This window comes from Streptomyces sp. NPDC007264, assembly GCF_042869095.1.
Taxonomy (GTDB): Bacteria; Actinomycetota; Actinomycetes; order Streptomycetales; family Streptomycetaceae; genus Streptomyces.
In genome coordinates, this window is the sequence record NZ_JBIAFD010000005.1 from 172,646 (window position 1) to 185,672 (window position 13,027).

Here is a 13,027-nt window from a genome sequence, read left to right on the forward strand (position 1 = left end):
CAACCTAGTGCCCCAACAGGCAACGTTCGCCCCGTCGCGACGCCCGGCACATGCTCTCGCCGCACCGGCCGAAAGCCCACGTACACCCAGTACGAGGACTTCCGGCCGGCACACCGAGAGCACGCACCGAACGCCGCTCCTCAACGGGCAAACGTTGCCTGCCGGGGCACTAGCCCCTCGATGCCCCCCGCCTCGGGGACGTGCTACTTCTTCCGCTTCGCGGTGGCCCACGCGTGCTGCGCCGCGACGTCCGCCTTCACCTCGGCCAGTTGCGCGGCGACCGCCTCGGGCGCGGTGCCGCCGCGGCCGTTGCGGGCGGCCAGCGCGCCCGGGACGTTGAGGACGGACCGCACCTCGGGGGTCAGGTGGCCGGAGATCTTCGCGAACTGCTCGTCCGTGAGTTCGTCCAGTTCCTTGCCCTCCGCCTCGGCCGCCTTGACGCACTCGCCGGCGACCTCGTGCGCGACACGGAACGGCACGCCCTGCTTGACGAGCCACTCGGCGATGTCGGTGGCGAGCGAGAAGCCGGCCGGGGCCAGCTCCTCCATGCGCTCGCGGTGCACGGTCAGCGTGGCCATCATGCCGGTGAAGGCCGGGAGCAGGACCTCCAGTTGGTCGATGGAGTCGAAGACCGGCTCCTTGTCCTCCTGGAGGTCGCGGTTGTACGCGAGCGGCAGGGCCTTGAGGGTGGCGAGCAGTCCGGTCAGGTTGCCGATCAGACGGCCGCTCTTGCCTCGCGCCAGCTCCGCGATGTCCGGGTTCTTCTTCTGCGGCATGATCGACGAGCCGGTGGAGAAGGCGTCGTGGAGCGTGACGAAGGAGAACTCCTTCGTGTTCCAGATGATGACCTCTTCGGCGATCCGCGAGAGGTTGACGCCGATCATCGCGGTGATGAAGGCGAATTCGGCGACGAAGTCGCGGGAGGCCGTGCCGTCGATGGAGTTGGCGGAGCTGCCGTGCTCGAAGCCGAGGTCCTCGGCGACGGCCTCCGGGTCGAGGCCGAGGCTGCTGCCCGCGAGCGCCCCCGAACCGTACGGCGACACGGCCGTGCGCTCGTCCCACTGGCGCAGCCGCTCGGCGTCCCGGGACAGGGCCTGGACGTGTGCGAGGACGTGGTGCGCGAAGAGCACCGGCTGGGCGTGCTGCAGATGGGTGCGGCCGGGCATCGCCACGTCGGGGTGGGCCTCCGCGAGACCGATCAGGGCGTCCTGGAGCTCCGCGATCAGACCGCCGACGGTGCGCGCGTGGTCCCGCAGATACATGCGGAAGAGGGTCGCGACCTGGTCGTTGCGGGACCGGCCCGCGCGCAGCTTGCCGCCGAGGTCGGGCCCGAGACGCTCCAGCAGGCCGCGCTCCAGGGCGGTGTGCACGTCCTCGTCGGCGATGGTGCCGGTGAAGGAGCCGTCCGCCACGTCCGCCTCCAGCCGGTCGAGTCCGGCCAGCATCCGGGTCAGCTCGTCGTCCGTCAGGAGCCCCGCCTTGTGCAGCACGCGCGCGTGCGCACGGGAGCCGGCGATGTCGTACGGCGCGAGCCGCCAGTCGAAGTGGACGGACGCGGACAGCTTCGCCAGGGCCTCGGCGGGTCCGTCGGCGAAACGGCCGCCCCAGAGCCGTACGTCACCGCTGTTGCTGCTCACTGCTGTGCTCCTCGAAGGTCTGGATGCGCCACCGCCTCCGCACCGGGTCGGTGAGGAGGCGGCTGTCAGGCTAGTGCGGGTGCCGGCCGGCTCAGGCGAGGTCGCGCTGAGCGGCGATCTTCGACGACAGGCTGTAGATGTCGATGAAGCCCTTGGCCGCGGACTGGTCGAACGTGTCGCCGGTGTCGTAGGTCGCGAGGTTGAAGTCGTACAGCGACTCCTGGGAGCGCCGGCCGGTGACGACCGCGCGGCCGCCGTGCAGGGTCATCCGGATGTCGCCGGAGACGTGCCGGTTGGCCTCGTCGATGAAGCCGTCCAGGGCGCGCTTGAGCGGGGAGAACCACTGGCCGTCGTAGACCAGCTCGCCCCAGCGCTGCTCGACCTGCCGCTTGTAGCGGGCGAGCTCGCGCTCGACGGTGACGTTCTCCAGCTCCTGGTGGGCGGTGATCAGGGCGATCGCGCCCGGAGCCTCGTAGACCTCGCGGGACTTGATGCCCACGAGCCGGTCCTCGACCATGTCGATCCGGCCGATGCCCTGGGCGCCGGCGCGCTCGTTGAGCTGCTGGACGGCCTGGAGGACGGTGACGGGCTTGCCGTCGACGGCGACCGGGACGCCCTCCTTGAAGGTGATGACCACCTCGTCGGCGTCGCGGGGCTCGGCCGGGTTGGAGGTGTACTCGTAGATGTCCTCGATCGGGGCGTTCCAGATGTCCTCGAGGAAGCCGGTCTCGATGGCCCGGCCGAAGACGTTCTGGTCGATGGAGTACGGGGACTTCTTGGTGGTCGCGATCGGGAGGCCCTTCGCCTCGCAGAACGCGATCGCCTTGTCGCGGGTCATCGCGTAGTCGCGGACCGGGGCGATGCACTTGAGGTCGGGGGCGAGGGCGACGATGCCGGCCTCGAAGCGGACCTGGTCGTTGCCCTTGCCGGTGCAGCCGTGGGCGACCGTGCCGGCGCCGTGCTTCTTGGCGGCGGCGACGAGGTGCTTGACGATCGTCGGCCGGGAGAGCGCGGACACCAGCGGGTAGCGGTCCATGTAGAGGGCGTTGGCCTTGATCGCCGGCAGGCAGTACTCGTCGGCGAATTCGTCCTTGGCGTCGGCGACCTCGGCCTCGACGGCACCGCAGGCGAGCGCGCGCTTGCGGATGACGTCCAGGTCCTCGCCGCCCTGGCCGACGTCCACGGCAACGGCGATGACCTCGGCGCCCGTCTCCTCGGCGATCCAGCCGATGGCGACGGAGGTGTCCAGACCGCCGGAGTAGGCGAGTACGACGCGCTCGGTCACGGGTTTCTCCCTCACAGTGCATTCGCTGATATGCATGAGTATGCAGCACTCTGCATGGTTCGTCAATTCGGCCCGCGTGGCCTGCCGCGCCGGGCCGCGTCCGACCGCGCCCGGGCCGCCCCGCGGGGGATTCCGGAAGAAAACTGCGGAACTCCTTGAACGATCGAAATCGCTGTCCCGTACCTCTCGCCGAGCGCAGGCGCCGCGTTCGTCACGGCAGTCCCACCGACCGCCGTGTCTTCACCGCAGTCACCCCCGACCCGAGTGAGGCAGCGTCATGTCCAGGGCTCTTCCGAAGTACAACAAGCGTCGCGTGGCGATCATCGGCGGCGCCGCCGCGGTGGTGCTGTCCGGCGCGGTGATCGCCGGCTCCGCCCTCGCCGGGGAGACCTCCAAGAGCAACGGCGCCAGAACGCCGGCGGCTCCCGGCACCGTCTCGTGCCCGGACGTGAAGTCGCAGCTGCCCGCGGTCCCCGCCTCCGCCCGGGCCGAGGTCGACCGCAACCTCACCCTGCTGAACACCCAGATCGCCGAGGCCGACAAGCGGCTCGTCGACACCGTGGGCCAGGGCGGCCCCAACTTCGTCCGGAACGCGATCCTCGGCCCCCTCAAGGACAAGCGCGTGGCGACGATCAACCGCATCGCGACGGCGATCGGCCGCACCGCCGCCAAGCCGCAGGGGCTGGACGCGCTCGCGCCGTGCACCCTCGACGGCGGCGCGAACAACGGGGGCGGCGCGAACAACAACGGCGGTGGCGCCGGCAACGCCGGTGGCGCGGCGGGCGCGGGCGCCGGCCAGCAGGCCGGCGGGAACGGCAACGCCGGGAACGCGGGCAACGCCGGAAACGCCGGAGCGGGCGGCTCCGGCGCAGCGGGGACCATCTCCTGCCCGGACGTGAAGTCGCAGCTGCCCGCGGTCCCCGCCTCCGCCCGGGCCGAGGTCGACCGCAACCTCACCCTGCTGAACACCCAGATCGCCGAGGCCGACAAGCGGCTGGCCTCCTCGGTCGGACAGGGCGGCCCCAACTTCGTCCAGAACGCGATCCTCGGCCCCCTCAAGGACAAGCGCGTCTCGACGATCGACCGCATCGCCATCGCCATCGGACGGACCTCGGCCAAGCCCCAGGGACTCGACTCCCTGGCCGCCTGCACGCTCACCAAGTGACGTGACAGGCCCGTGGCCGCCCCGCACGCCGGCCGGGGCGGCCACCGTCGGCGCGAAGACGGCGGCGAAGACAGCGGCGAAGACGGCGGCACACCGCCGCCGCAATTCCCGGACGGCCGAAGGACCTTGCCCGATAATCGTCAGACATGGGAAAGACCTATGAGCGCATAGACGGCAGACTGCGCACGTTCATCGAGGCGCAACCCCTCTTCTTCACCGCCACCGCTCCCCTCTCCGCCGACGGCACGGTCAACCTCTCCCCCAAGGGCCTCAAGGGCTCCTTCGCCGTCATCGACGAACTCACCGTCGCCTACCTCGACTTCGCCGGTAGCAACGCCGAGACGATCGCGCACCTGCGGGAGAACGGCCGGATCACCCTGATGTGGTGCGCCTTCCAGGGCCCGCCGAACATCGTGCGCGTGCACGGCCGCGGCGAGCCGGTCTTCCGCGACGACCCCCGCTTCCTGGAGCTGCTCGCCCGCTTTCCCGGCATCGACCCGGCCCCCCACGGCCTGCGCGCGATCACCGTCGTGACGGCCGAACGCATCCGGGACACCTGCGGCTACGCGGTGCCCTTCATGTCGTACGAGGAGGACCGCGATCTGCACGGCAGGCGGTTCGCGCGTGAGGACGACGCCTCGCTGAACGACTACTTCCGGGGCAAGGAGCACATCGAACGGAGTATGGACGGCCTGCCGGGGCTCCCCCTGCCACTGCCGCCGTCTACGGTCTGAGCCATGCGCCCCGGTGTCACCGCCGTCCTCGTCTCCCTGTCCCTCCTCGTGCTCGGCGCCGCGCCGGGCCGGGGCTCCGAGCCGCCGCTGCCCGAGCGCTTGGCGGACACCGGCGGCGGCACCCAGCTGATCACCGCGGAGGCGCCCCGCCCGGACGCCACCGCCGGGACGGTCATCTGGTGGGACCGGCGCGACGGGCACTGGCTGCCGGCCGGCTCCGCCCCGGCCCGCTTCGGCGCGGGCGGCCTCGTCGAGGGCTCCTCGCGCACGCAGGGCACGGACACCACCCCCACGGGCCTGTACGACCTGCCGTACGCCTTCGGCATCCGGGCCGCGCCCCCGGGGACCAGAACCCCCTACCGCCCGGTGCGGCAGAACTCCTGGTGGTGCGAGGACACCGGCTCCGGCTCCTACAACCGCTGGGCCGAGCCCCTGCCGGCGGACTGCCGCGCCTCCGAGTCGGAGCACCTGATCGCATACGACCCGCAGTACGGCTACGCCCTCGTCATCGGCTTCAACTACGACGCCCCGGTGCGCGGGCGCGGCGCCGGCATCTTCCTGCACGTCGACGGCAAGGGTGCGACGGCCGGGTGCGTGTCCGTGCCGCAGGACGCGATGCTGCGGATCCTGGCGTGGGCGGACCCGGCGCGCCGGCCGCACATCGCGATCGGGACGGCGGCCGGGGCGACCGCGCTCACTCGCTACTGACCCGGCCGGCGGGGCAGCCGCACCGTGAACGTCGTCGCCCCCGGGCGGCTGTCCACGCCCACGCTCCCGCCGTGCGCCTCGGTCACCGCGGCCACGATCGACAGGCCGAGCCCGGCGCCGCCTCCCCGGTGCTCCGGGCGCCGACGGTGTTCGGCCCGGGTGAAGCGTTCGAAGACGCCCGGCTGGATCTCGCCGGGGATCCCGGGGCCGTCGTCGTGCACCGCGAGGACCGCCGCCGCGCCCTCCGCCTCCAGCGAGACGGTCACCTTGGTGCCCACCGGTGTGTGCAACCGCGCGTTGGCCAGCAGGTTGGCCAGCACCTGGTGCAGCCGGTGGGCGTCCCCGGTCACCGTCACCGGCTCCTGGGGCAGCTCCAGCAGCCAGCGGTGACCGGGGCCCGCGGCCCGGGCGTCCGTCACCGCGTCGAGGACGAGGCGGGTGAGGTCGACGGGCAGCCGCTCCAGGGGGCGGCCCGCGTCCAGCCGGGCCAGCAGCAGCAGGTCGTCCACCATCTCGCCCATGCGCGCCGACTCCGCTGCGATCCGCTCCAGGGCACGGGTGATCTGCGGCGGGACAGGGCCCGGGTGCAGCAGCGCCAGCTCGGCGTGGCCGCGGACCGAGGCGACCGGCGTGCGCAGCTCGTGGCTGGCGTCGGCGGCGAAGCTGCGCAGCCGCTCCTCGCTCGCGTGCCGCTTGGTCAGCGCGTCCTCGACATGGCCGAGCATGCGGTTGAACGCGGCGTCGACCCGGCCCACCTCGCTGCCCGGGTCGTTCTCGGGGGTGCCCTGCGGCAGCGCGACCTCGCCGCTGGCGAGGGGGAGTTCACTGACCCGGGTGGCCGTCGCGGCGACCCGGCTGAGCGGCCGCAGGGACCACCGCACCCAGACGGCGCCCGCGACTCCGGTGGCGGCGAGGGCCACGCCGAACACGACGGCCGAGACGAGTTCCAGCTGGTGCACCGCGGACTCCACCGGCTCCAGCGGCAGCCCGCTGACCAGGACGTCGCCGTCCAGGCCGGGGGTCGCGATCACCCGGTACTCCCCGAGGTGGTGCAGCCGGACGCTGTGGCCCCTGCCGTCCACCGGCACCCGCGCGAGCCTGCGCTTGTCCTCGGGGTCCAGCGGGGTGGTCAGAGTGGTGGCGTCGCTGCCCGCGCGCACCACCGCCGCGTTGGTGACGGTGCCCCCGACCAGGCGGGCGCCGAAGGTGCCGGTGGACTGCCTGCGGGTGTCGGCGTGCTCGTCGCCGTCGTGGTCGGTCTGCCTGAGGCCGTGCTCCAGGCTCGCCGCGAACTTCGGGCCGACGTCGCGCAGCTGCTGGTCCAGCCGACCGGTGAGGAAGCCGTTCAGCTCGATCACGGCGGCGAGGCCGACCGCGGCGCAGCTGAGGGCGAGCAGCACGACGAGCCCGGCGGTGAGCCGGGACCGCAGCGTCCGCGGCCGGCGCAGCCGCCGCGCCCATCGCGTCGCGCCCCGCAGTCCCGCCCTCACCGGACCACCGGCTTGAGCACGTAGCCGGCCCCGCGCACGGTGTGGATCATGGGTTCGCGGCCGGCGTCCACCTTCTTGCGCAGATACGAGATGTACAGCTCGACGACGTGGGCCTGGCCGCCGAAGTCGTAGGACCACACGCGGTCGAGGATCTGCGCCTTGCTCAGCACGCGCCGCGGGTTGCGCATCAGGAAGCGCAGCAGCTCGAACTCGGTGGGCGACAGCTCTATCAGCTCCCCGGCCCGGGTCACCTCGCGGGCCTCCTCGTCCATGACCAGGTCGCCCACGCTCAGCCGCGGGCCCTCCTCCGTCTGCCGGGCCATGCCGGCCCGGCGCAGCAGGCCGCGCAGCCGGGCGACGACCTCCTCCAGGCTGAACGGCTTCGTCACGTAGTCGTCGCCGCCCGCCGTGATCCCGGCGATGCGGTCCTCGACGGCGTCCCGGGCCGTGAGGAAGAGCACACAGACCTGCGGCTGCACGGTGTGCAGGCTGCGCAGCACCTCGAAGCCGTCGGTGTCCGGGAGCATCACGTCCAGGACGACCGCGTCGGGCACGAGATCGCGGGCCTCGGCGAGGGCCGCGGCGCCGTCGCCGGCCGTGCGCACGTCCCAGCCCTCGTAGCGCAGGGCCCCGGACAGCACCTCGGCGAGGTCCGGGTCGTCGTCGACGACGAGGACGCGCGGCGGTGTGCCGTCGGGGCGGGAGAGGGCGGGGTGGCCGGGGCGGCCCGAGCGGGGTGTGTTCATGGCGGTTACCAGGATCCCCCCTCGTGGGAGCGGCCGACGACACCGGACGCTCTGAGTTCCCTATGAGTGACGGACGGCGCCCGCCGCGAGTTCCCAGGACAGGGCCCTGCTCCCCCGTTCCTTTCAGCACACGCTCAGATTCCTCAGAGCCGCCTCAGAGGTTCCGGCTGCACAGTTGCGGCCTCACCCCGACGCCGAGAGGAACGGTTCATGACCACGGTGTACCAGCAGCAGGCGCCGCCGCTGCCGCCGATCGTCCGGCGCTCCCCGGCAGGCCCGCTGCTGGCCGTCCTGTGGGCCGGGGCCGCGGCCGTGGTGGCCCTGTGGTGGCAGAACACCGGCTCCGTGGTGGGCGCCGCAGGCTGGCTGACCGGGGCCGGGCGGATCTCGGGACTGCTGTGCGGATACGCCTGCGCGGTGCTCGTCGGGCTGATGGCCCGCGTGCCGCTGCTGGAGCGGCGGGTCGGCTCGGACCGGGTGGCCCGCTGGCACGCGATGGCGGGCAGGTACACGGTCTGCCTGCTGGCCGCCCACATCGTGCTGATCCTCGCCGGGTACGCCGCCCAGGACCGCGCCTCGATCGTGCACGAGGCGGTGACGGTGGTCCTGGACTACCCGGAGATGCTCAAGGCCACCCTCGGCACTCTCGTCCTGTTCGCCGTCGGGATCTCCTCGGCGCGGGCCGTCCGCCGGCGGGTCACCCACGAGTTCTGGTACTACGTGCACCTCCTGACCTACGCCGCCGTCTTCTTCGCGTTCGGGCACCAGCTCGCGCTGGGCGCCGAGTTCGTCGGGAACGCGTTCGCCACGGCCGCCTGGTACGCGCTGTACCTGGGGGTAGCGGCCCTCGTGGTGTGGTTCCGGGTCCTCGCCCCGGTGCGTCTGAACATGCGCCACCGGCTGCGGGTGAAATCGGTGCACCAGGAGGCGCCCGGCGTGTGGTCGGTGGTCGTGCGCGGGCGGCACCTGGACGAGATGGGGGCCGAGGCGGGGCAGTTCTTCCGCTGGCGGTTCCTGGCGGACGGCATGCGCTGGACGTCCACGCCGTACTCGCTGTCGGCGCCGCCCCGCCACGACGTGCTGCGCATCACCGTCAAGGCGCTCGGCGACCACAGCACGTCGGTGGCGGTGCTGCGGCCGGGCACCCGGGTGTGGGCGGAGGGCCCGTACGGCTCGCTGACCGCGGAGCGGGCGACCACCGGCAAGTCGCTGCTGATCGCGGGCGGCGTGGGGATCACCCCCCTGCGCGCCCTGTTCGAGACGCTGCCGGGCGAGGTCACGCTGCTGTACCGGGCGCGCACGGCCCGGGACCTGGCGCTCGGCGCCGAACTGGAGGCGGTGGCCCGCTGGCGTGGCGCCCGCGTGCTGTACGCGCTCAACGGCGCGGACGGTTCGCGCCCGCGGGTCACGCCCGGCCGGCTGCGCGCCTCCGTGCCGGACCTCGCCTCCCACGACGTCTATCTGTGCGGCCCGCACGGATTCGCCGAGGAGATGTACGAGGCGCTGCACGCGGCGGGGGTCCCCGACCACCGTATCCACCACGAGTCGTTCGAGCTGTGAGGCCGCCATGCACGCGTTGAAGAGGAAGAGCCCGCTGCGCCGCATCGTGCTGGCGAGCGCCGCCACCGTCACCGGGACGGTGCTGCTGCTGTCGATGAAGCCGCACTCCACGCCCGGGGTCGCGGTGGCCGTGCCCCCGTCGAGCAGCGCGGGCACCTCGGCCGGTTCGGGCGGGTCGGGCGGTTCCGGCGGGACGGGCGGGACGGGCACGGGCGGATCGAAGGCGACGGGCACCAGGACCGTCACCGGCGACTCGGTCGACACCCGCTACGGTCCGGTCCAGGTCCGGATCACACTCAAGAACGGCAGGCTCACCGACGCCACGGCGATCGCCTACCCGCAGGACAACCCGAGGGACCAGGAGATCAACAGCTACGCCGTCCCGCAGCTGAACCGCGAGGCGCTGGCCGCGCAGAGCGCACAGATCGACGCGGTCTCCGGGGCCACCTACACCAGCGAGGGCTACCAGCAGTCGCTGCAGTCGGCGCTGGACTCCGCGAAGGGTTGAACGCACACGACGTCCGCCACGTACCTGTGGGCCAAGGGGGCCACTGGCCTCGTCCCGTCCCACCCAGGAACACGGAGGACACCGTGTCCACGATCGCCGGTGGCCGCGCCGCGCGGCGCCAGACGATGCGCGCCATCCGCCCACGCCGCTCCCACGCCGTCCCGCTGCTGCTCGCCGTCTGGGCGGGCGCGGCGGGCGTGCTGTGGCTGTGGTGGACGAACACCCCGTCCATCGCGGACGACACCAGCAGGATCCTCAACGCGGGACGGATCACCGGCCTGCTCGCGGGCTATCTCATGGCACTGGTCGTGCTGCAGATGGCACGGGTGCCGGCGCTGGAGCGCCGGGTCGGCTCCGACCGCGTCGCACGCTGGCACGCCATGACCGGCCGGTACACGATCTGCCTGGTCCTCGCCCATCTCTTCCTGACGATGTGGGGATACGCCCTGCAGAGCGGCAAGGGGCTCGGCGGGATCGTGCAGCAGACCATCGACTCGGCCGACCAGCTGCCGGACGTGGGCAAGGCCACCATCGGCACGGGTCTGCTGGTGCTCATCGGGCTGCTCTCGATCGGACCCGTGCGCCGCAGGATCTCCTACGACCTCTGGTACCACGTCCATCTGCTCACGTATGCGGCCACCTACCTGTCGTTCTGGCACCAGCTGTCGACCGGCAACGAGTTCGCCGTCCAGCCGGAGGCGAAGACCGCCTGGTACGCGCTGTACGGATCGGTGACCGCGCTGCTGGTGTGGTACCGGATCATCACGCCGATCAGGCTGAACCTGCGTCACCGGCTGCGGGTCGAGGCGGTCGTCGAGGAGGCGCCCGGAGTCGTCTCGGTGCTGATGAGCGGGCGGAAGCTGCACCGGATGGGCGCGGAGGCCGGGCAGTTCTTCCGCTGGCGCTTCCTCGCGCCCGGCATGCGGTTCAGCTCCCACCCGTACTCGCTGTCGGCGGCACCGCGCCCCAACATGCTGCGCATCACGGTGAAGGCGATCGGTGACCACAGCTCCGCGCTGCGGGACCTCAGGCCCGGCACCCGGGTGTGGGCGGAGGGCCCGTACGGGGCGCTCACCGCGGACCGGCGCAGCCGCGGCAAGGTGCTGCTGGTGGCCGGCGGCGTCGGCATCACACCGATGCGGGCCCTGTTCGAGACGCTGCCCGGGGCGGCGGGCGACCTGACGCTGCTGTACCGGGCCAACAGCACCCAGGACCTGGCCCTGTGGGACGAGCTGGCCCACATCGCCGAGGAGCGCGGGGCGCGGCTGATGTACGCGGTCAACAGCCCCGACGGGGAACGGCCGGACATCTCGCCGGAGACCCTGCGCCGGAAACTGCCGGACATCGACCGTCACGACGTCTTCATGTGCGGACCGCCCGGCTTCGCGCAGCAGGTGTACGAAGCACTGCGCGGCGCGGGGGTCCCCGCCCGCCGCATCCATCACGAGTCGTTCGAGATGTGAGCGACGGGACTTCAGGAGCTCAGGAGCGATGAGGAAGAGCCACCCCATACGGCGTGCCGTGCTCGCCACCGCCGCGACCGTGTCCGGCGTCGTGCTGCTGCTGTCGCTGAAGCCGGGCTCGGGCCCGGCCTCGGCCCAGGCGGCGGGCGGAGCCGCACCCCAGCAGACCGCGGCGGCCCAGGAGTCCCCGCAGGGCGGCAGCGGACAGCAGACCGGCACGCGGACCGTCACCGGCGACGTGGCCACGACGGAGTACGGGCCCGTGCAGGTCCGCCTCACCGTCAGCGGCGGCAGGATCACCCGGGCCGAGGCGGTCCAGGCGCCCTCGGGCGGGCTCAGCAGCCAGAAGACCGCCACGGCCGTACCCCGGCTCAACCAGGAGGCGCTCGCCGCGCAGAGCTCCCGGATCGACGCGGTCTCGGGCGCCACCTACACCAGCCAGGGGTACCAGCGGTCCCTCCAGTCGGCGATCGACAAGGCGAAGGCCGCGCCCCAGGGCGGCGGAACGTCCGGGTCGGCGGGCGGTTCCGGGTCGGCGGCCCAGGCGCGTACGGTCGTGGGTGATGTGGCGCAGACCCAGTACGGCCCCGTCCAGGTCCGTGTCACCCTCAACGGTGACAAGGTCACGAAGGCCGAGGCGGTCCAGGCGCCCTCGGGCGGGCTCAGCAGCCAGAAGACCGCCACGGCCGTACCCCGGCTCAACCAGGAGGCGGTGAGCGCACAGAGTGCGAACATCGACGCGGTCTCCGGCGCGACCTACACCAGCGCCGGCTACAAGCAGTCCCTGCAGTCGGCCCTGGACAAGGCCGGTGGCTGAGTGGTCGAGCACATGACCGACCCCGCCGAGGCACCGCCCGCGCTGCGCCACGCGGAGGAGGTGATGGGCACGGTCTTCTCCTTCGACGTGCGCGGCGGCGAGCCGGGGGCCGTGCGCACCGCGCTGGAGGAGGCGGTCGCCGGACTCCACCGCGTGGACGAGGTGTTCAGCACCTACCGGGAGGACAGCCAGATCTCACGGCTCGCCCGCGGCGAGCTGACCGTCGGGGACTGCGACCCGGAGGTCGCCGAGGTGCTCGCGCTGGGGGACGAGGCCGAGCGGCTCAGCGACGGCTGGTTCAGCACGCGCTACGCGGGACGCATCGACCCGACCGGGATCGTCAAGGGCTGGGCCGCGGAGCGGGCGGCCCGGCACCTGGCGGCCGCCGGAGCGAGCGGGGTCAGCGTCAACGGCGGTGGGGACGTGCAGATGTACGGCGCGCCCGGCCCGCACCGCCCCTGGCGGGTGGGGGTGTCGGATCCGCTGCGGCCCGGCGCGCTGGCGGCGGTGGTCTCCGCGGCCGGCGTCGACGAACTGGCCGTGGCCACGTCCGGGACCGCGGAGCGCGGCGCCCACATCGTGGACCCGCGCACCGGCAGGCCCGCGGTCACCGACCTGCTCGCCGTGACCGTGGTGGCACCCCGGCTGACCTGGGCGGACATCTGGGCGACGGCGGCTTTCGCGATGGGCTCGCGGCAGGCCCTGGCCTGGCTGGAGTCCCTGCCGGACGCCGAGGCCCTGCTGATCACGGCGGGCGACGAGGTGCGGTGCACGGGCGGGCTGGCGGCGCGGCTCGGGTGACGCGCGACTGACGCGTGCGGGGGGGGGGGGGGGGGGGGGGGGGGGCGGCCCCCCCCCCCCCCCCCCCCCCCCGCGGGGGGCGGGGGGGGGCCCCCCCCGCGACACCAAACCAC

At 73.0% G+C, this 13,027-nt stretch carries 12 protein-coding genes; 8 read left to right on the top strand and 4 right to left on the bottom strand.

Translation table 11 applies throughout. The features are described from left to right. Positions 1 to 203: 203 nt before the first annotated feature. Both argH and ACFYMU_RS10185 read right to left on the bottom strand, forming a co-directional pair. Complete coding sequence (gene argH, locus ACFYMU_RS10180) at positions 204 to 1,637, bottom strand: argininosuccinate lyase (protein ID WP_388370732.1); 1,434 nt, start codon at positions 1,635 to 1,637, stop codon at positions 204 to 206. Between the two features lie 91 nt (positions 1,638 to 1,728). Beyond that, the gene (locus ACFYMU_RS10185; RefSeq protein WP_388370734.1) at positions 1,729 to 2,922 is read right to left on the bottom strand and encodes an argininosuccinate synthase; all 1,194 of its coding nucleotides are present in this window, start codon (positions 2,920 to 2,922) and stop codon (positions 1,729 to 1,731) included. Positions 2,923 to 3,199: 277 nt separating this feature from the next. Between ACFYMU_RS10185 and ACFYMU_RS10190 the strand changes: the two genes are divergently transcribed. The 3 genes from ACFYMU_RS10190 (at position 3,200) to ACFYMU_RS10200 (ending at position 5,529) form a co-directional block, all read left to right on the top strand. Beyond that, entirely contained in the window at positions 3,200 to 4,087 is an 888-nt protein-coding gene (locus tag ACFYMU_RS10190; protein ID WP_388370736.1) for a hypothetical protein, read from the top strand. Positions 4,088 to 4,233: 146 nt separating this feature from the next. After that, positions 4,234 to 4,821 carry a pyridoxamine 5'-phosphate oxidase family protein gene (locus ACFYMU_RS10195; RefSeq protein ID WP_388370738.1) on the top strand — a complete coding sequence of 196 codons (588 nt, stop codon included), beginning with the start codon at positions 4,234 to 4,236 and terminating at the stop codon, positions 4,819 to 4,821. Positions 4,822 to 4,824: 3 nt separating this feature from the next. Then, positions 4,825 to 5,529: a L,D-transpeptidase gene (locus tag ACFYMU_RS10200; protein ID WP_388370741.1), complete on the top strand. Its 705-nt coding sequence runs from the start codon at positions 4,825 to 4,827 to the stop codon at positions 5,527 to 5,529. On the opposite strand, the gene ACFYMU_RS10205 is transcribed toward ACFYMU_RS10200, so the two are convergent. Together ACFYMU_RS10205 and ACFYMU_RS10210 are read right to left on the bottom strand one after the other, a co-directional pair. Continuing rightward, complete coding sequence (locus tag ACFYMU_RS10205) at positions 5,523 to 7,019, bottom strand: sensor histidine kinase (RefSeq protein ID WP_388370744.1); 1,497 nt, start codon at positions 7,017 to 7,019, stop codon at positions 5,523 to 5,525. The genes ACFYMU_RS10200 and ACFYMU_RS10205 overlap by 7 nt on opposite strands. Then, positions 7,016 to 7,765: a response regulator transcription factor gene (locus ACFYMU_RS10210; RefSeq protein WP_388370747.1), complete on the bottom strand. Its 750-nt coding sequence runs from the start codon at positions 7,763 to 7,765 to the stop codon at positions 7,016 to 7,018. The genes ACFYMU_RS10205 and ACFYMU_RS10210 overlap by 4 nt, the downstream gene beginning before the upstream one ends. Before the next feature lie 210 nt (positions 7,766 to 7,975). On the opposite strand from ACFYMU_RS10210, the gene ACFYMU_RS10215 reads away from it, so the two are divergent. The 5 genes from ACFYMU_RS10215 (at position 7,976) to ACFYMU_RS10235 (ending at position 12,914) form a co-directional block, all read left to right on the top strand. After that, a complete protein-coding gene (locus ACFYMU_RS10215) occupies positions 7,976 to 9,325 on the top strand; it encodes a ferric reductase-like transmembrane domain-containing protein (RefSeq protein WP_388370750.1) in 1,350 nt (449 codons plus the stop codon). A 7-nt stretch (positions 9,326 to 9,332) separates the two neighbouring features. Beyond that, positions 9,333 to 9,833 carry an FMN-binding protein gene (locus ACFYMU_RS10220; RefSeq protein WP_388370752.1) on the top strand — a complete coding sequence of 167 codons (501 nt, stop codon included), beginning with the start codon at positions 9,333 to 9,335 and terminating at the stop codon, positions 9,831 to 9,833. Between the two features lie 125 nt (positions 9,834 to 9,958). Further along, positions 9,959 to 11,296, top strand: coding sequence for a ferric reductase-like transmembrane domain-containing protein (locus ACFYMU_RS10225; RefSeq protein ID WP_388371394.1), 1,338 nt, complete (start codon positions 9,959 to 9,961; stop codon positions 11,294 to 11,296). Between the two features lie 28 nt (positions 11,297 to 11,324). Further along, positions 11,325 to 12,113, top strand: a complete 789-nt coding sequence (locus ACFYMU_RS10230; protein ID WP_388370755.1) for an FMN-binding protein — start codon at positions 11,325 to 11,327, stop codon at positions 12,111 to 12,113. Between the two features lie 12 nt (positions 12,114 to 12,125). Further along, positions 12,126 to 12,914 carry an FAD:protein FMN transferase gene (locus tag ACFYMU_RS10235; RefSeq protein ID WP_388370758.1) on the top strand — a complete coding sequence of 263 codons (789 nt, stop codon included), beginning with the start codon at positions 12,126 to 12,128 and terminating at the stop codon, positions 12,912 to 12,914. The last annotated feature ends 113 nt before the right edge of the window (positions 12,915 to 13,027 follow it).

What these genes read in the sequence shown, in the direction of transcription:
- ACFYMU_RS10210 (WP_388370747.1), bottom strand. Translation starts at nt 7,765, where the DNA reads ATGAACACACCCCGCTCGGGCCGCCCCGGCCACCCCGCCCTCTCCCGC.
- ACFYMU_RS10190 (WP_388370736.1), top strand. Translation starts at nt 3,200, where the DNA reads ATGTCCAGGGCTCTTCCGAAGTACAACAAGCGTCGCGTGGCGATCATC.
- ACFYMU_RS10230 (WP_388370755.1), top strand. Translation starts at nt 11,325, where the DNA reads ATGAGGAAGAGCCACCCCATACGGCGTGCCGTGCTCGCCACCGCCGCG.
- ACFYMU_RS10195 (WP_388370738.1), top strand. Translation starts at nt 4,234, where the DNA reads ATGGGAAAGACCTATGAGCGCATAGACGGCAGACTGCGCACGTTCATC.
- ACFYMU_RS10225 (WP_388371394.1), top strand. Translation starts at nt 9,959, where the DNA reads ATGCGCGCCATCCGCCCACGCCGCTCCCACGCCGTCCCGCTGCTGCTC.
- ACFYMU_RS10200 (WP_388370741.1), top strand. Translation starts at nt 4,825, where the DNA reads ATGCGCCCCGGTGTCACCGCCGTCCTCGTCTCCCTGTCCCTCCTCGTG.
- ACFYMU_RS10215 (WP_388370750.1), top strand. Translation starts at nt 7,976, where the DNA reads ATGACCACGGTGTACCAGCAGCAGGCGCCGCCGCTGCCGCCGATCGTC.
- ACFYMU_RS10220 (WP_388370752.1), top strand. Translation starts at nt 9,333, where the DNA reads ATGCACGCGTTGAAGAGGAAGAGCCCGCTGCGCCGCATCGTGCTGGCG.
- ACFYMU_RS10235 (WP_388370758.1), top strand. Translation starts at nt 12,126, where the DNA reads ATGACCGACCCCGCCGAGGCACCGCCCGCGCTGCGCCACGCGGAGGAG.